This is a genomic window from Sediminibacter sp. Hel_I_10 (assembly GCF_000688335.1).
In the GTDB taxonomy this organism is placed as follows: Bacteria; Bacteroidota; Bacteroidia; order Flavobacteriales; family Flavobacteriaceae; genus Psychroserpens.
Map to the genome: position 1 here is coordinate 1690206 of NZ_JHZX01000001.1, position 18272 is coordinate 1708477.

Sequence of the window (18272 nt, forward strand, 5' to 3'; positions counted from 1 at the left end):
AAAGTGATTTTTAAAATTATATAGCTGTTTCTAACTGTTTTAAATCTTTAGGCTGGATGTCGAAATCCTGAGACGCTTTCCTTGTGAGATGAATTCTGAAGCCTTTTTTTGTTATCCTCAAAACTCTTTTTAATTTGAAACGTGGCATTTTTAGAATTCACTGAGTATCGGGGATCTTCTATAATTGCGGCACGTTGCAAATGGGACACCTCAATGGTGATGCAATCAAACTCCTCCACCACTTTACCCGTAATGGTGTAAATCCCTTTTCCGCGAAATGGGTATGTTGCAGCTATGATGGGAAAATGAACCGTATCTACAAAATCACCATCGCGATCTAAGAAGTTACCGAAATTCATCAATTTACCATTAGAGGTTTTTGTGTTTTTTAGAGTAATTAAATAGCCTTCAATTGTAATTGTCTTCTCAAGATACGCTTCTAAATGCTTAGCACGTAACGGGTTTTTAGAGGGCGTTTCCAAAAGATCAAAAGGGTTGCAAAGCGGAAACCCCAACAACTCCATTTCATCAAAAGCATTCTCAAGGTCTGTGCTTGATAAACTTGGTGTTTTATAATTTATTTTTTCTGTTTTAAACAAGGTCATTACCTGCTCTTGAACTACGATCTTACTAATTTTAAGATGTGCCTCCCAAAGGAGTTCGCGCTTATTGATCCCTGTAAACCTAAAGGCGTTGATTTTAATTAAAATTGAAATTTGTTCTATGGAAATGGGCACCCTATCAATAAAATCCTCTAAGCTCTCAAACCGTCCATTTTTAGAACGCTCCAAAACTAATTGCTTCATCAATTTAGACTCAAAGGATTGTAAGAACATAAATCCCAAAAAAATAGTTGTCTTTTTAATGATGGCTTGGGTAAAACTGGTGTTTACGCATGGTGACTCAATATGGCCGTCGTGCATTCTAGCTTCATGTACATAAAGCTCTGTACTGTAAAATCCGCCAAAATTGTTGATGGTTGCCACCATGTATTCCAAAGGGAAATAGGCTTTTAAAAACAAACTCTGATAACTTTCTACCGCATAAGAAGCCGAATGTCCTTTTGCAAACGCATAGCCCGCAAAGCTTTCGATCTGTCTCCAAATATCAGCGACCAATTCCTGCGGTTTTCCATCTGCTTTACAATTATCAAAAAACTGTTGTTTGACTTTTGCAAACTCCTCTCGCGAACGAAATTTACCCGACATCCCGCGTCGTAACATATCGGCCTCACCCAAATCAAGTCCACCAAAATAATGTGCCACCTTAATGACATCTTCCTGATAGACCATCACACCGTACGTTTCTGGCATGATTTCTAGCAGGGCTTTGGGAGCATCATTACGGCGTTCTGGATAGCGATAGCGCAAGATATACTCACGCATCATCCCGCTATTGGCAACACCTGGCCGTATTACAGAGCTTGCCGCCACCAAACCCAAATAGGTATCTACCTGCAACTTTCGCATCAACATACGCATGGCGGGAGATTCTACATAAAAACAGCCAATAGCTTTCGCATTCCGAAGTAAGCTTTTAATGCGCTCATCTGTCTTAAAACGTTTAATATCATGAATATCTATAGGCGAACTATCAGGATGGTTATAAGCAATGATCTCTGTAGCCTCCTTTATTTTCCCGAGTCCGCGCTGACTCAAAATATCAAATTTATTGAGGCCAATATCTTCAGCAACTACCATGTCAAATTGAGTGGTAGCAAAGCCTTTTGGAGGCATAAATGTGGCGCCGTAATAATGAATTGGTTTTTCAGAAATCAAAATCCCACCCGCATGAATGCCCAAGTAATTGGGAAACCCCTGAATATAAGTACTGTATTTGATAACCAGTTGACTGAGTTGATCTAAGTCTTTGAGTTGGTATTTTCCTCTTGTAAGCTTATCCATTTCAGATTTTGGCAGCCCAAACACCTTTCCCAACTCCCGAACAGAGGCTTTAAACTTAAACGTATTATACACTGTGATTAAAGCGGTATGTTTAAAATTGTTAAAGATAAAACGGGTAATATCGTCCCGATCTTTCCAAGAGAAATCAATATCAAAGTCTGGCGGGTTTTGCCGAAACACGTTGATAAACCGTTCAAAATACAAGTCTAACTCTACAGGGTCCACATCTGTAATACGCAATAAATACGCAACAATACTATTGGCACCACTACCTCGCCCCACATAGAAATAAGCTTTGCTTCGGGCATAGGTTAAGATTTTCCAATTGATTAAAAAGTAAGACACAAATCTCTTTTCTTTGATAATGGCGAGCTCCTTTTCAATACGTTTATAGATGGTTTCATTTAAATCTTCATCTTTGTAACGATAAGCAATCCCCTCGTAGGTCAATTTCTCCAATAGCTCATAATCTGATGCTTCGTTTTGGGTTACTGTTTTTTGATTTTTACTTTCTTTTTTTGTGAAATCGAAACTGATGGAACAGTCTTCCATTAGCTTTTTGGTGTTTTCTATAATCTTCGGAAATTCTCTATAATAGTCACAGAGGTATTGAAAAGGCAACATAATATCTGTTCTTTCGCCTTCTTCAGATTTGGAAAGTTTACTCAATAAGGTATTGTTGTCAATAGCACGCAACAACCGATGGGTATTAAAGTTCTTTTTATCTTGAAAAGACACGGTTTGAAGGATGACGAGTTTATGCTGAAATTGGTTCCAACGCGAAAATTTAAGCGCATTAAGATCTTTGGGTTTGATGCCCAAAAACTCATTGTGCTTTAAATCATAATCCTTTCCTTTTTGATACGGGTATACCACAAAACAATCCCTAATCTCTTGCTCGGGCCGGCAAGGTATAGCTAGCTCATGATCATGAAGAAATAAGGATAAATAATTGTTGATGTTTTGAAACCCCTTGTTGTTTTTGGCAATTAATACAAACTGTTGCTGAGCTCCATTTCTAAAATCGACCCCAAGAATAGGCTTTACGTGAAATTTTTGAGAGCGTCTTACAAAGTCCAAACACGCAGAAGTTGTGTTGATATCGGTAAGCGCTATAGTATCTATATCATTTTTTGAAGCCATAGCAAGCAGTTGTTCTGGAGGAATCGTGCCATAACGTAAGCTGAAATAACTGTGGCAATTGAGGTACATATTATGGGGTTTTCTGTTTATAATTTCTTCAGAAAAAAGAATCTTTAAGATTTTAATTCTGCAAAATTTAATTGGATTAACAAATCTAGCTATTATATGTAGTTGGTATTGCTTACATTTGTAGTAAACCTGATAAAAAGGAATTTATCCCCTAAAAAAAACAGTTGCTTTTTCTATAAAAATGAAGAATATACAAGCTAATATCAAACACTTACGTTCACTGAGACAATTTTCCCAAGAGCGCTTTGCCGATGAGTTAGGATGGTCTCGCTCTATGGTAGGGTCTTACGAAGAGGGACGTTCTGAACCTCCTATTGACCGATTAATAGACCTCTCTAACTATTTTAAGCTCCCTATCGATATTTTGGTGAAAAATGATTTACGCAAAGCGAAGGACACCTCATTTATCCAAATTGGGAGTCAGCGGGTACTATTCCCAATAACGGTGAGCGAAGCCAACGAAGATCTCATTGAAATTATTCCTGCTAAAGCATCTGCAGGTTACTTATCTGGTTATGATGATCCCGAATATATTGAGCAACTTCAAAAAATAAAACTGCCCTTTTTACCAACGGGAACTCATCGCGCATTTCCCATTAAGGGAGACTCGATGTTACCGGTAAAAGACGGCTCGTTTATTGTGGCTAAATTCATGGAAGATGTTAATGACATTAAAAACGGCCGAACCTACATTATATTAACCAAAGAAGACGGTTTAGTTTATAAACGTGTGCAAAATCTTATTAATGAGAAACAATCGTTACTTCTAAGCAGCGACAATAAAGTGTACAAGCCTTATGAAGTCCCCATTCAAAATGTATTGGAGCTCTGGGAATTTACCTGCTGTATCAACACTCAAGAATATGATGAAAAGGAGCTAAAAATGAGTAGTATTATGAGCATGTTTCAAGAACTCAAAATAGAACTTGAAGCTGTAAAAAAGATGGCATGAGCATTATGGTTTTAAAAACGAACCCCCTAATTACTAAATTTACAGATGGCAGATAAACAGATCTACACCATCATTGATGTAGAAACGACAGGACAAGGCAATAAAATGACAGAGATTTCCATCTTTAAGTATGATGGAACCCAAGTTGTTGATGAGTTTACTTCTCTAGTAAATCCCAATGCACTTATCCCAACCCATATCACCGCACTTACTGGTATTGATAATGGTATGGTTGCCGATGCACCCCTATTTGAGGAGATTGCCGATGACATTTTGCGCTTAACAGAAAACGCCATTTTTGTGGCCCATAATGTCAATTTTGACTATAACATCATCCGCAACGAGTTCAAAGCCATTGGTATCGATTTCCGAAGAAAAAAACTATGCACTGTAAGACTTTCGCGCAGTTTAATTCCTGGTCTCCCCTCCTATAGTTTAGGCAAATTGTGCAATAGCTTATCTATAGAAATTTTAGATAGGCACCGGGCAAAAGGTGATGCCCAAGCCACGGTGATTCTATTTGAGCGTTTATTAAATCATGAGGATTCTGAAGTTGTTTTTACAAAATTTCTGAAACGGGATTCAAAAGAAGCGACGCTCCCACCACATTTGCCTAGCGCTATCTTTAATGCCATCCCTAATGCTACTGGGATTTACTATTTCAAAAATAAAAACGGAAAAGTCATTTACGTAGGTAAGGCAAAAAATCTTAAAAAGCGAGTCTTAGGGCATTTTTACGATAAGTCTGACAAGGAACTCGATTTGTGTAGGGAAACCGCAGATATTGATTTTGAATTGTCGGGCACCGAACTTATCGCCTTGCTTATGGAAGATGCTGCCATAAAACACTATTACCCTCAATACAATAAGGCCTCAAAACGACCTACTAAAAGCTTTGCTGTTTTTAGTTATCAAGACCGAGGAGGTATTTGGCACTTGGCTTTTAATAATTTCAAATCGGCTCCAAACCCCTTGATCACCTTTTACAATTTAAGAGACTGCCGTTTGTATTTGGAACAGTTGTGCACTTTGTTTGAGCTTTGCCCAAAATACTGCCACTTGCAAGAAAATGTTCAAGAGTGTTCTCATTTTTGGATTGATACCTGTCGCGGTATTTGCAAAACAGAAGAGACGGTTGAGCGTTATAATGAACGGGTGCAATTGGCCATTGATCATATATCAAGTGCGTCTCAAAACATGGTGATCAAACAGAACGGCAGACACGATGAAGAGCATGCCTTTATTATGGTCAAGGACGGGCTATATCAAGGCTACGGGTTTATTGATAAAGACATCCAAATCTCACATAATGACGCATTAGAACATCATCTCATCAAACAAAAAGATAATGGTGATGTACAGCGCATCTTAAAAAAGGAAATGATTAAAGCGATGAGTAAGGATATTAGTAGTATGCCTACGGTAGAGTTTTGATATAAATTCTTTTAAAAAGAAAATTACCAGGCCTGCATCCATTCAAAATCTCCTTTTTTTTTTGAATTGAAGCAAAATATATCTTCTCATCATGCTTAACCGTTATAAGGAATCAGATCTGAGATAGGGCTATAAATAACTATTAAAATTTAAAGAACGATTTTAAAACTGTGATCTTGTAATCATGGGAATTTGAGACAAAAAAATACAGGGTATCATTTTGACACATATTAAATATTGATATCTAAGCTTTTACACTAAAAAACATAAAAATTTAGTAAGTTAAATTACTCTTTTTTATGATAATTTTAAGAACTATATTATATTGTCCTCAAATTGAATACCCCTAAACTAATGAAACGTTACCTGGCTCTTTTATGCATTCTTTGCAGCACCCTTTTATTTGGTCAAGACAAACTTCCTTACTTAGATTATGAGATAATATTTGATCTGGTAAGAGAAAGTGAAGAAAAAGAAGATTATGATGAAATTCTACGGCAGTTAAATCGTATTCATAAGAATGACTCTACTTACTGCTCAACACTCACTACCAAATCTTATTATTTAATAGCTCAAGAAAAATATGATGAAGCAATTGCAATAACCAATGAAGGCTTAGCAGAAAATTGTGATAGTTCTTCAAAGCTATTTTTCTTAATGAATAAAGGGGTAAGCTATTCTAGTCAAAATAATTTTTTAGAAGCGTTAAAAGTATATCAAGAAGGAATCGCCTTATTTCCAACCAACTCTAAACTGTGGTATAATAAAGGAATTGCTCTGGAGAGTCTTGATAAAATTCCAGAAGCTATCGAAGCCTACCAAAAAGCCATAATTTATAATCCCATATTTAGAAACGCGCATCTAAAACTGGGAAGCATATGTTACAGACAAAATTTAATGGCACAAGCGCTGATGTGCTATAATATGAGTCTACTGCTAGAACCTGATACAGAAAGAGCTTTTGCATTGCTCAAATATGCAAATGAAATTGCAGCTAACAAGAATGAGAATAGCCCCATCAGCGATTTATCTGTGTCTCCAGATGATGATGCGTTTACTGAACTCAATCTAATCTTGGACAATAGAATAGTATTAAACGAAAATTATACAACAGGAAATAGCATTACTATTCCACTTGTGAAGCAAAATCACGCTCTTTTAGAGCAATTAAAGACTATTAAGGGCAATGGCGGATTTTGGGATAAATATTATTTACCCTTTTATAATTGGATAAGCGAAAATGACTATTTCGATGAGTTCACTTATACCATAAATTATACTATTAAAAATGAAGAGTATATAAAAATCATTTCCAAAAATGACGATGATATTAAAAAGTTTATAAAAATATACATTCCCAAATGGTATGAAATATTAGCTGAAAATGGTAATGATAAAATATCGTATTATTATGCTGATGGATTATATCAGGCGGCTGGCCCAATGAAAAACGATATTTCTGTTGGTGATTGGTTATTTTACAACGATAACGGAAAACTTTCAGGAAAGGGATTTTATAATGAAAAAGGAAAGCGAGAAAAAGAATGGATTTGGTATTATGACAATGGACAGATAAAAGAAATCGCCTACTATGATGATGGAAAGACAAGCGGAAAAAATAAACTTTTTTATGATAATGGCCAACCATATGTGTTAGCAAACTCAGAAAACGGGGAGTATCAAGGAGAGTATAAATATTATCTAAAAAAGGGAGGGCTCAAGCAAAAAAAACAATTCAAAAATGGGAAGCTTGAAGGAAAGTACCTGGCATTTTTTGATGTAGGTGAATCCTTAGTTGAATTTGACGCAAACTACGAAGAAGGCAATATTGCAGGGGATCTCACAGAGTATTATGCAGATGGAAACATCTATTCTGTCATTAATTTTACAGATGGCTTGCGAAATGGAAAAGAAATAAGATATCACCCTAATGGAAACAAATCATTAGAGGCTAACTATAAAGATGATCAGCTCAGCGGCACTTACATTAATTATCATAGTAATGGCAATAAAGACAATGTTGGTCAAGCCGTTGATGGCTATTTTGATGGCCCGTGGAGATTTTTTTATGAAGATGGCATTCTAAAATCTGAATTAAACTATAATAACGGCGAATTAGATGATCTTTATAAAACTTATGACATTGATGGGATTTTAATTTCAGAATTTCAATATCGAAAAGGAGAAATTATAAGTTATAAATTTTATGATAAAAAGGGTAATATTTTATCTGACAGAAGAAAAAAAGGAGGCGAGTTCTTTTACGAAGGCTATCATCCAAATGCTGTAAAAGCCGCAGAAGGACTTTATGATGTAAAAGGAGGCAAAACCGGACCTTGGAAATTTTATAATAACAACGGAGTCTTAACACAAGAAGGTGAATACATAGAAGATGTTGCTACCGGCGAACACAAGACCTACTATCCTTCAGGGTCAATAAAATCTTTTACCGACGTTGATATCGAGACAGGGACTACTTATTTTAAGGATTTCTATAAAAACGGACAAATGCAAACCCAGGGTTGGTACAAAAACGATGAACTTCACGGTGAATGGCGCTTTTATTTTATGGATGGCACTTTAGATGCCATCAATTTTTATCACAAAGGAGAATTTCATGGTGTTCAGAAAGATTTTAGGGTAGATGGTATTTTAGAACGTACTACAAATTACGAATATGGGACATTGTTAGAAGAGTCATTTTTTGACCATAAAGGAGAACTTTTAGAAACCTTCAACTTACAAAAAGACAATAACACCTATACATTAACCACCCACTATATCAATGGAAAACCTGAAACAGAGATCAATTATATTAATGGAATAATGCACGGCAAGTATATCTATTATGATTTCTACGGAAATATAAAAATTACGGGGAATTATAATAACGGGAATATGCAAGGCGAATGGAAATGGTTTTTTGAAAATGGAAATGTAAGGGTTAAAGAACACTATGAAAACGGTAGTCGTCATGGTAAAATAGCATATTATTATCAATCTGGTCAAATTGAAGATGATTACAATTATGATTTTGGTCAAAAAACAGGAACTTGGCTATCTTACTACGAAAACGGAAAACTCTCAAACTCCACAGAGTACAAAAATGACCTTGTACATGGAAAAAAATCGTTTTATAGCCCATCAGGTCAGCTCCAACTCATACGCATTTATGACCAAGACAATTTGGTAGCTTATACATATTTAAATAAGGAGGGATCAGAAAAAGAGCCTATTCCCGTTGTTAATGGCACGGTTAAGATAGAAGCACTATATGATAATGGCAAACCTTCTCGAACAATGTCTTATGTAAATGGCCTTTTGCAAGGCGACTATTATTCCTACTATTATAATGGAGCAATTGACAACAAAACTCATTACGATAATGATGAGTTTAATGGTACGGATATAAGCTACTATGAAAGCGGACAAATAAAATCTAAAGAAACTATGGTTTATGGAGAGCGTCATGGCCTTTCAGAGAAATTCTACTCCAACGGTCAAGTCAAAGAATCTGTAACCTACGTGAATAACGAAAAACATGGAGAAGCAAAATATTACGATGAAACAGGTAAAATTACTAATACAGAATATTACTCAAACGGCTCCATCTATGCTACTAAAAAATAAGAAAGACGCTTACTCCCTGATACTTCTAGTCCTCATTTGTTTTAACGGCTACTCGCAGTATTCTGCTGAATTTAAAACTAATAAAGAAAAATATCCAGAGTCTAACATCGTGAGATTATTAGACGAGGAAGTAATCTCCATAAAATTAAAAAACAATGATTTGGAGATTGCACAATCTTTTATTGAAGAAGATTTGTTTCTAGATGAATCTGCAATATACGGTTCAAAAAGAGCTTTAAATTTTTCTTCTTTTTTTGAGTTACAATCGGTAGAAGCCACCTCTTACGAATATAAAGATGGAAAGTACAAAACCTACAAGGTAGAAGATTTTGTAGAAAAGGACGAATTAGAAAATTCATTCCATGACGACAGCAAATCCTTAAACTTTATTTATCCCAATTTATCTATCGGGAGTAAAACTAAGCTAGAATATACAGAAATTGTCAAAAATCCGAGATTTCTAAGTCCTATATATTTTGGTGATTTTTTTCCAATTCAACATAAAAAAGTAACTCTAATAGCAGATAAGGACATTGAGTTTCGGTTTGAAGAATTTAACACCGAGGCTTATAAAATTAAATTTCAAAAAGAAGAAAAAAGAGGCAACATTATTTACACATGGGAGCTTTCAGATATTGATAAATTTAAAAGTGAGCAGAACATACCTAGCTACAATCGCCTCTTACCACATATTATACCTATAATCTCAAGTTATAAATCAGAAGGCAAGACAATTAATGTTTTAAAAGATGTTTCAGACCTTTATAGTTGGTATTATTCTCTAATAAAAGATATTAATAAGTCTGAAACAGACAAGCAGCTCGTTGCTCTAGTTAATAACTTAATTAAGGATAAAAAAACAGATCTAGAAAAAGCTAAAGCGATATATTATTGGACCCAGAAAAACATTAAATATATTGCTTTTGAGTATGCTTTAGGCGGTTTTATCCCAAGAGAGGCGAACGATGTTTTTAAAAAAAAGTATGGTGATTGTAAAGACAATTCAAGTATTTTGTATGAAATGCTAAAAATAGCTGGATTAGAAGGAAATTTAACTTGGATAGGAACTAGAACAATTCCCTACACTTACAATCAAGTTCCAACGCCTATGGTTGATAATCACATGATTCTCTCTATAGCTATTGATAACGAAACCTACTTTCTTGATGCTACCGGACGTTATTTACCTATAGACATGCCATCCTCTTTTATTCAAGGTAAAGAAGCTTTAATCTCAAAAGACCCTAAATCATTTGAAATTAAGACCGTTCCAATTGTACCCGCAAAGACTAATAGTTTTAAAGAATTGAGTAAACTCTATATAGACGGAGATCAACTTAAAGGTGAAAGCACTACAGAGCTTTCTGGATACTATAAAATTGATTTCTTTAATCAATTAGAAAATGAAAACACAACTAATAAAATAAAGGAATACTACAACAGAAAGCTACGCAAGGGAAACAACAAGTTTTTAATAGACAGTATCTCAGAAAAGAACAAATTTGACTATAACAATAACCTAATAGTAGATTACAAATTTAATATACGGGATTATACCAAAAATTTCAACGATGAAATATATATCAATTTAAATCTAAAACAAGATATATCCGCTTATAGAACCGAGGATGATAGAGAAAATGACTCCGAAGTGAAATATCAAGCCTATTATGAATACACAACCATCTTAGACATCCCCGAGGGATATCGTGTACAATATATCCCAGAGAATTTTGCTTTAGAAACCGATTATTTTAATTGCTCAATAAGCTACACAATCAATGAAACGTCCATTACGTACGAGCATAAGCTTGAGATGAAATTTTTGAATCTTAATGGTCAGCAGCAGAAAGAAAACAATAAAGCGATTAAGCTGGTAGAAAAAAATTATAAAGACATAGTCATTCTTAAAAAATCCTAACTCATGAAGTATTTTTCATTCATAGTCCTGTTTTTTATTATAAATACAGAGCTTTTATGCGCTCAACCTTTTTACAAGAATTATGATTGGGAAGACCAACCAACATACAGTAACCAGGACTTAGCCGATCAAGATATGGTTTCTCTTAAGGAAAAAACCGTTTCAGAATTTTATTTCAATGATGAGGGTGGTTTGATAGAATATTTTTTAGAACATAAGGTGTATTTTTTAAATTCTGACGAAACCATAGAATCCTATAATAAGGTATACCTGCCCTACTCTTCAAGTTCAGAACTAATGCTAAATAAGGCTAGGGTTATTACAAAAAATGGAACGATTATTAATCTTGATGAGTCTAAAATATTGACGGCCACAAATGAAGAAACCAATAAAACATATAAGTATTTTGCATTTGAAGGAATAGAAAAGGGCGGATTTATAGAATATATCTACGTTGTGAAACGCTATCCTATTTATAGCGGAAATCGTATTGATTTTCAATCAACATTCACAAAAAATAATATTGAATTTGATGTTTATTCCCCGAATAACTTATTGTTCAAGTTTAAAAGCTATAATGGCTTGAATGAAATAAAACATGACACATTAATAGAAAACAAACAACGCTGGTATTTAGAAATTCCAAAAGTAGAACTATTGGAACCAGAATCTCTTTCAGCCTATGAAGCAGGTAAAAAATTTTTAATTTATGCTTTAGATGAAAACACTGCCACCAATGTTAAAGAAATAAGCTCATATGCTAGTGTTGCTCAAAACATTTACAAGTTTTACAAAGAAGATATTCCAAAAAAAACCCGGTCTCAACTACAAAAGAACCTAAAAAATATAGTTCTTAAAGACAGTGATAAAACAGATACCAAAATACGCGCTATTGAATTTTATTTAAAAACCAACTTTTTTATTACTGAAGGAAAGAATGAGAAATTAGCAACTCTTAGCGATGTTTTAAAAGACAAAGTAGCAAACGAGAGTGGTATTGTCAAATTATATGTAGCGCTTTTAGAACAACTTCAAATTGAATATAAACTCGTATATACTTGCGACAGAGACTACATGAACTTTGACAAATCCTTTGAGGCTAATAATTTTTTAAGAGATATCCTGATTTATTTTCCTGAAACAGATAAATATTTATCTCCTACAGAAACAGATTCTAGATACCCCTTTCCCCCAGGCTATTTAACTGACACTTATGGGCTTTTTATTTCAGAGGTAGCCATAGGTGATTTCAAATCTGCCGTCGGAAAAATCGATTTCATAAAGTCTATAGAAGCAGAAAAGAGTATAGATAAGATGATCATTGACGTCTCTTTTGACGATCAAGACCTATCTATTTTAGATATACAATTAGAAAAGGAAATGAGTGGATACTATGCCATGTATTTGCATCCTTTCATGAATTTGATTAACCCAGAGGATAAAGAGGAGGTTTTAGAAAGCTACGCCAAAAACCTAGATGAGAACGCCATTATCAAAGAGAAGGTTATAGAAAATGAGAGTCCTGAGCTATTTGGCATAAAACCTCTTAAGTTTATAATTAATTTTAATTCCGAAGCTTTTATTGAAAAAGCTGGGCAAAAATATCTAATAAAAATAGGAGAATTGATAGGAAGGCAGTCCGAGCTCTATCAAGAGAAAGAGAGAATACTACCGGTCGAAAACGAGTTCCAAAGAAGCTATATTAGAACTATTAATCTAGAAATCCCAAAGGGTTACAAAATAGTTAACCTTAAAGATATTTCAATTAAAAAAAGTTATTCTATAGATGGAAAAGATCTGATGAGCTTTGAGTCCTCATACTCTTTAAATGATAATATACTCAGTATTAAAGCCGATGAATTTTATAAGATCAACCATATTGAAACTAAAGTTTATGAGCAATACAGATCAGTAATTAATAGTGCTGCCGATTTTAATAAAGTAACATTAATTCTAGAACCTATCTAAATCCCTTTTGCTGTGTTAAAGGAGAGTCTAAAAAAACACCATAGAAATTAGATCAAGGCCTAAAAAAGTTAGGAAAAATAGTCATATATCATCTAAACATATTTATTCAAGTGTAACCCATAAAAAAAAGGCTCTAACATCTCTGCTAAAGCCTTTTGTACTCAAGGCGGGAATCGAACCCGCACTCCGAAGAACTGGATTTTGAATCCAGCGCGTCTACCAATTCCGCCACTTGAGCAATTCGGACTGCAAAATTATAAAATTATTTATTACAAACAATCAAAAATACTAGCTTTTTACTTTTTCTGTTGGAATAAATTCATAAATTTGCACCTCGTTTCAGGAAAACCGATTAACTCGTTTTAAAACAAACCATTACCTATGCCAGAAGCAGCTACAGAAGCAAAGATTTTTGCATGTACACAAAGTAAGGATCTCGCAGAAAAAATTGCGAAGACCTTTGGTGCACCTTTAGGCAATGTAATTACCTCTACTTATAGCGATGGTGAATTTCAACCATCTTATGAAGAATCTATAAGAGGTACGAGAATTTTTATCATCGGTTCAACCCATCCTGGTCCGCAAAACTTAATGGAAATGCTCTTGATGATTGATGCTGCAAAGCGTGCGTCAGCAAGACACATCACAGCTGTTTTACCTTACTTTGGTTGGGCAAGACAAGACAGAAAAGATAAACCGAGAGTACCAATAGCTGCAAAACTAGTAGCAAAAATGCTAGAAGCCGCAGGTGCAACCCGTATTATTACGATGGATCTGCATGCCGATCAAATCCAAGGTTTTTTCGAAAAACCTGTAGATCATTTGTTTGCATCTACCATCTTTTTACCTTATCTCAAAAATTTAGGATTAGATAACCTAACCATTGCTTCTCCAGACATGGGTGGTTCTAAAAGAGCATATGCCTATTCAAAAGCACTAGAAAGCGATGTGGTTATCTGTTATAAACAACGCGCTAAGGCTAACGTGATTTCTCATATGGAACTTATTGGTGACGTTACAGGAAAAAATGTTGTTTTAGTAGATGATATGGTAGATACCGCTGGGACGTTGACCAAAGCTGCAGATCTTATGATGGAAAAAGGTGCTTTGAGCGTAAGAGCGATTTGTACCCATCCTATATTATCTGGTGATGCTTATAAAAAACTAGAGAACTCTAAATTAGAAGAATTGATCGTCACCGATTCTATTCCGCTAAAACAAAAAAGCGATAAAATAAGAGTACTTAGCTGTGCCGATCTTTTTGCAGGCGTAATGCATAATGTGCATTACAACAGATCTATCAGCTCAAAATTTTTAATGTAATTAAATATTAATATAAACACAAACAATGAAATCAATTACAATCAATGGATCTCAAAGAGAAAGCGTGGGCAAGAAAGCAACAAAAGCCTTACGTAATGCTGGTCAGGTTCCTTGCGTATTATACGGAGGAGACCAAACTATGCATTTCTCTGCACCAGAATTGGCATTCTCTAAACTAGTATACACGCCTAATGCGCATACAGTTGTGATTGCTATAGACAATGGCGAAACTTATGATGCTGTATTACAAGACATCCAGTTTCACCCTGTAACCGACAGAATCCTTCACGTGGATTTCTACCGTCTCTTCGAAGACAAAGAAATTGCAATGAACATTCCAGTACACGTTATTGGTACTTCTAAAGGAGTTCTTGCCGGTGGTATTCTTAGAAGAAACAGACGTAAACTACGTGTTAAAGCTTTACCTAAAAACCTTCCTGATTTCTTAGAAGCGGATATTACGCCTCTAAAAATTGGTGACAAATTATTTGTTACCTCTCTAGAAGGTAGCGATTATACACTACTTCACACTGATAACACTGTTGTTTGCCAGATTAAAACTGCAAGAACAGCTGTCGTTATTGATGACGAAGATGAAGATGAAGATCTTGAAGAAGGAGCAGAAGGAACAGCTGAAGGAGATGTTCCTTCAACTGAAACAGATGATGTTGCTGCTGTTAAGGAGTAATAGACATTTATCAATCTCATTAAAAAGCATTCTGAACCGAAGTATTTCGAGTTTTAGAATGCTTTTTTTATTTTAGGAAACTTAATAGCTGTCATGATATTTTACCTTAAAAAATTAATAAAAATCTTGAATCCTAGCGCTAAGCAGGAATCCACAGCAAAAGCAAGTGAAACACCCATGAAAAAATTTTTAATTGTCGGATTAGGAAATATCGGTGCAGAATACGCCAATACAAGACACAATATTGGTTTCAAGATTTTGGATGCGCTTGCTCAAGCCGAAGACCTTACTTTTGAAACTCAAAAATTAGGGGACATTTCGACCTATAAACTGAAAGGCCGAACCTTTATCTTACTCAAACCAAACACCTATATGAATCTTAGTGGTAAAGCTATTTTATACTGGCTTACAAAAGAAAAGATTCCTCTAGAAAACCTCTTAGTAATTACAGATGACCTCAACCTTCCATTTGGAACCATTAGACTTAAAACCAAAGGGAGTGCCGGCGGCCATAACGGCTTAAAAGACACACAAGACAAGCTTCAGACCAACCAATATAACAGATTTAGATTTGGCATTAGTGACGCCTTCACCAAAGGAAAGCAAGTTAATTATGTGCTTGGAGAGTGGACCGATGAAGAAAACCAAGCGCTTAAAACACGGCTTCAAAAATCTGTAGAACTTATAAAATCTTTTGGAACTGCGGGTGTTAATAACACTATGAACACATATAATGGTGCATAAAAAAAAGAGAGATCGGTTATGCTCTCTCTTTTTAATTAACATATATACAGCTCACTATTATTCAATAATAATCTTCTTAGTTGATGATTTTTGACCATCTGTTACATTTACTAAATACATTCCTGTCTAGATTAGAAATTATTGCTTTTATCTTTATAAAGTAACGTTAAGCCAAATACCTTCTCAATTTTTATCAATTATCCATCCTAAATATGTCTTTATCTTTGAATGATTATTTACTTCCTAATCAGATAAAAAATATAGCTGTTTCAACAATGCGATCTTCCTTCATGACATCATCAAAGTTGATAAATGCAACTGTCACATTGAAATTTTGAATGAATTGACTTCTCTAATGTTTTTCTTACACTATTTCTCTCAACTTATCAATATCTAAATTTAAAAAACCGACGAAATATTGTAATTAAAAATAACTCAATTATCAAGAAACTAGTAAAATTTTTTTTACTTGAAAAAAATTCATAGTTTTAAAGCTATTATTTTTTAATTTAATTAATCCATTCTATGAATAAAAATACCCTCTTTTTCTTTTTTCTTCTTTTCATTTTCGGTACAGTTCTCATCAACGCTCAAGAAAAAACAAACTTTTTTAAAAATCTTCCAGAACCAGTGAATGGAATCATCAAGTGTGCCTCAGATGAATATAATACGCAACTCTTAAAACAATACCCAGAAATGATGGGTAGTGAGCGTTTCGAAGAAACAATCCAACAAAGAATACAACAAATTTCAAACACAAACGAAAGACGTTTAGTCGTAAGACTACCTATAGTTGTTCATGTAGTTCATGCAGGAGAACCCATTGGGATTAATTCCAATATTTCAGAAGCTCAGGTACTTTCTCAAATACAAGTGCTAAATGAGGATTACAGAAAATTAGAGGGGACTAATGGTTTTAATACAGATCCTTTAGGGGCAGATACTGAAATTGAATTTTTTCTGGCTCAAGAAGACCCTGATTGTAATCCAACCAATGGTATACATCGCGTGCTTAGAAGCTCTCTTCCCAATGGAGGAGGTGATATTGATAGCGACATAAAACCCGCTACCATTTGGGATTCTTCGAAATATATAAATATGTGGGTCTTGCAGTTAGGTGGTGGATTATTAGGATACGCACAATTTCCTGGTGGAGATCCAATGACTGATGGCGTTGTAATGGGATATCAGTATTTTGGTTCTAATGATGCCGCGGGAGTTAACATAGGAGGTGTATATAATCTAGGAAGAACTACCACACACGAACTTGGCCACTATTTGGGGCTTTTACACACCTTTCAAGGAGGTTGTGGGCCTCAAGGCGATTTGGTAGCCGACACGCCATTTGAAGCTGGACCGAACTATGGTTGTCCAAGTGTTATTCCAGATACTTGTCCTGCCGCCACAGGTGATGATCCAATTGAAAACTATATGGATTATTCTGATGATGCTTGTATGAACATTTTTACCAATGGTCAAAATTCAAGAATTCAAGCCGTTCTATCTACTTCTAGATCTGGATTAGTTTCGAGTGATGTTCCTGAAATTCCTTTGCCTGAAGTTTCCTATGATGCTAGCCTTAAAATTTTAGGTTTTGATGACGTTTGTGGTTCAAAAGTCCCTAACGTTCAATTGACCAATTATGGTACAGAAGAATTGACCTCTGCAACTATTAATTATTCTTTTAATGAAGGAGCTAGTACTACCTTAAATTGGACAGGCTCCATAGCGCAAGGAGTATCCACAATCATTAATCTCCCTCAGATTGATGGTCCATTAGGAGTAAATATTTTAGATGCGTCTGTCATTCAAACAAATACCGATCAAAGAGTTTGTAATGATAGCGATAGCAGTGTTTTTGAGATTACAGAAGTTACGGAAGTAGGAGCTGAAAATTTATTCTTTTCAATAACTACTGATGATTATTCGGATGAAACCGTTTGGGAGTTTACCAATGGGTCAGGTGAAGTTGTTGCTTCGGGCGGACCTTACAATGGCACTTCTGAAGACAATACAATCTTTACTGCAACCATACCAATCAATGAGGGAGAATGCTATAGCTTCGTAATTAATGATGCGGCCTCAGATGGTATTTGCTGTCTATACGGACTAGGGTCTTTCGAGTTGAGAGAAAATGATATAGATGGAAACATAATTTTTGAGGGTGGCAATTTTGATAGTCAAGACAACTTTAGTTTTGTGGCAAACACACTTGGAGTAAATGATTATTTTAGTAATAATGATATGTACTTGTTTCCCAATCCTTCCAATAATTTTGTAGAGATTAAATTATCGAACACCATCAATTTACCAGATAGCTTCGAAATTATAAATATGCTAGGACAATCTATAAGCAAAAGAACAATACGAGATTTAAGTGATTTAAATATTGATGCCTCTAATTTTAGCAATGGGGTATATTTTATAAAGCTTACAAAAGAACAATCCTTTAATGTATTGCGCTTAGTCAAACAATAATAGTTACATAATTTATAA

Annotated in this window: 11 protein-coding genes and 1 tRNA gene; 9 read left to right on the forward strand and 3 right to left on the reverse strand. The window is 34.8% G+C overall.

The features are described from left to right. Window positions 1-47 precede the first annotated feature (47 nt). On the reverse strand, window positions 48-3116 hold the full coding sequence (locus tag P176_RS19130) for a DNA polymerase III subunit alpha (RefSeq protein ID WP_081820689.1): 3069 nt from the start codon (window positions 3114-3116) through the stop codon (window positions 48-50). 181 nt (window positions 3117-3297) lie between these two features. On the opposite strand from P176_RS19130, the gene P176_RS0107565 reads away from it, so the two are divergent. From P176_RS0107565 to P176_RS0107585, 5 genes are all read left to right on the forward strand, one after another. Then, the gene (locus tag P176_RS0107565; protein ID WP_026754132.1) at window positions 3298-4068 is read left to right on the forward strand and encodes a LexA family transcriptional regulator; all 771 of its coding nucleotides are present in this window, start codon (window positions 3298-3300) and stop codon (window positions 4066-4068) included. A gap of 45 nt (window positions 4069-4113) precedes the next feature. Next, complete coding sequence (locus P176_RS19135) at window positions 4114-5502, forward strand: exonuclease domain-containing protein (protein WP_051605427.1); 1389 nt, start codon at window positions 4114-4116, stop codon at window positions 5500-5502. Between the two features lie 354 nt (window positions 5503-5856). Further along, window positions 5857-9132 carry a tetratricopeptide repeat protein gene (locus P176_RS0107575; RefSeq protein ID WP_026754133.1) on the forward strand — a complete coding sequence of 1092 codons (3276 nt, stop codon included), beginning with the start codon at window positions 5857-5859 and terminating at the stop codon, window positions 9130-9132. Then, a complete protein-coding gene (locus P176_RS0107580) occupies window positions 9116-11053 on the forward strand; it encodes a DUF3857 domain-containing protein (RefSeq protein ID WP_037349203.1) in 1938 nt (645 codons plus the stop codon). Before P176_RS0107575 ends, P176_RS0107580 begins: the two co-directional genes overlap by 17 nt. Window positions 11054-11056: 3 nt before the next feature. Further along, window positions 11057-13021, forward strand: a complete 1965-nt coding sequence (locus tag P176_RS0107585; RefSeq protein ID WP_026754135.1) for a DUF3857 domain-containing protein — start codon at window positions 11057-11059, stop codon at window positions 13019-13021. Between the two features lie 158 nt (window positions 13022-13179). Here the strand turns inward: P176_RS0107585 and P176_RS0107590 are convergent. Next, a tRNA-Leu gene (locus tag P176_RS0107590) sits at window positions 13180-13259 on the reverse strand. Between the two features lie 143 nt (window positions 13260-13402). Between P176_RS0107590 and P176_RS0107595 the strand changes: the two genes are divergently transcribed. The 3 genes from P176_RS0107595 (at window position 13403) to pth (ending at window position 15776) form a co-directional block, all read left to right on the forward strand. After that, window positions 13403-14344 (forward strand): ribose-phosphate pyrophosphokinase, encoded by a 942-nt coding sequence (locus tag P176_RS0107595; protein WP_026754136.1) that lies wholly within the window; start codon window positions 13403-13405, stop codon window positions 14342-14344. Window positions 14345-14369: 25 nt separating this feature from the next. After that, window positions 14370-15032: a 50S ribosomal protein L25/general stress protein Ctc gene (locus tag P176_RS0107600; protein ID WP_026754137.1), complete on the forward strand. Its 663-nt coding sequence runs from the start codon at window positions 14370-14372 to the stop codon at window positions 15030-15032. A gap of 177 nt (window positions 15033-15209) precedes the next feature. Beyond that, window positions 15210-15776, forward strand: a complete 567-nt coding sequence (pth, locus tag P176_RS0107605) for an aminoacyl-tRNA hydrolase (RefSeq protein ID WP_156032978.1) — start codon at window positions 15210-15212, stop codon at window positions 15774-15776. A gap of 57 nt (window positions 15777-15833) precedes the next feature. On the opposite strand, the gene P176_RS20815 is transcribed toward pth, so the two are convergent. After that, complete coding sequence (locus P176_RS20815; protein WP_156033225.1) at window positions 15834-15896, reverse strand: hypothetical protein; 63 nt, start codon at window positions 15894-15896, stop codon at window positions 15834-15836. Window positions 15897-16301: 405 nt separating this feature from the next. Here P176_RS20815 and P176_RS19985 point away from each other — a divergent pair, with 405 nt between their 5' ends. Next, window positions 16302-18254 (forward strand): M43 family zinc metalloprotease, encoded by a 1953-nt coding sequence (locus tag P176_RS19985; protein WP_026754139.1) that lies wholly within the window; start codon window positions 16302-16304, stop codon window positions 18252-18254. The last annotated feature ends 18 nt before the right edge of the window (window positions 18255-18272 follow it).

What these genes read in the sequence shown, in the direction of transcription:
- P176_RS0107600 (WP_026754137.1), top strand. Translation starts at nt 14,370, where the DNA reads ATGAAATCAATTACAATCAATGGATCTCAAAGAGAAAGCGTGGGCAAG.
- P176_RS19985 (WP_026754139.1), top strand. Translation starts at nt 16,302, where the DNA reads ATGAATAAAAATACCCTCTTTTTCTTTTTTCTTCTTTTCATTTTCGGT.
- P176_RS0107580 (WP_037349203.1), top strand. Translation starts at nt 9,116, where the DNA reads ATGCTACTAAAAAATAAGAAAGACGCTTACTCCCTGATACTTCTAGTC.
- P176_RS0107565 (WP_026754132.1), top strand. Translation starts at nt 3,298, where the DNA reads ATGAAGAATATACAAGCTAATATCAAACACTTACGTTCACTGAGACAA.
- P176_RS0107575 (WP_026754133.1), top strand. Translation starts at nt 5,857, where the DNA reads ATGAAACGTTACCTGGCTCTTTTATGCATTCTTTGCAGCACCCTTTTA.
- P176_RS0107595 (WP_026754136.1), top strand. Translation starts at nt 13,403, where the DNA reads ATGCCAGAAGCAGCTACAGAAGCAAAGATTTTTGCATGTACACAAAGT.
- P176_RS19135 (WP_051605427.1), top strand. Translation starts at nt 4,114, where the DNA reads ATGGCAGATAAACAGATCTACACCATCATTGATGTAGAAACGACAGGA.
- P176_RS19130 (WP_081820689.1), bottom strand. Translation starts at nt 3,116, where the DNA reads ATGTACCTCAATTGCCACAGTTATTTCAGCTTACGTTATGGCACGATT.
- pth (WP_156032978.1), top strand. Translation starts at nt 15,210, where the DNA reads ATGAAAAAATTTTTAATTGTCGGATTAGGAAATATCGGTGCAGAATAC.
- P176_RS0107585 (WP_026754135.1), top strand. Translation starts at nt 11,057, where the DNA reads ATGAAGTATTTTTCATTCATAGTCCTGTTTTTTATTATAAATACAGAG.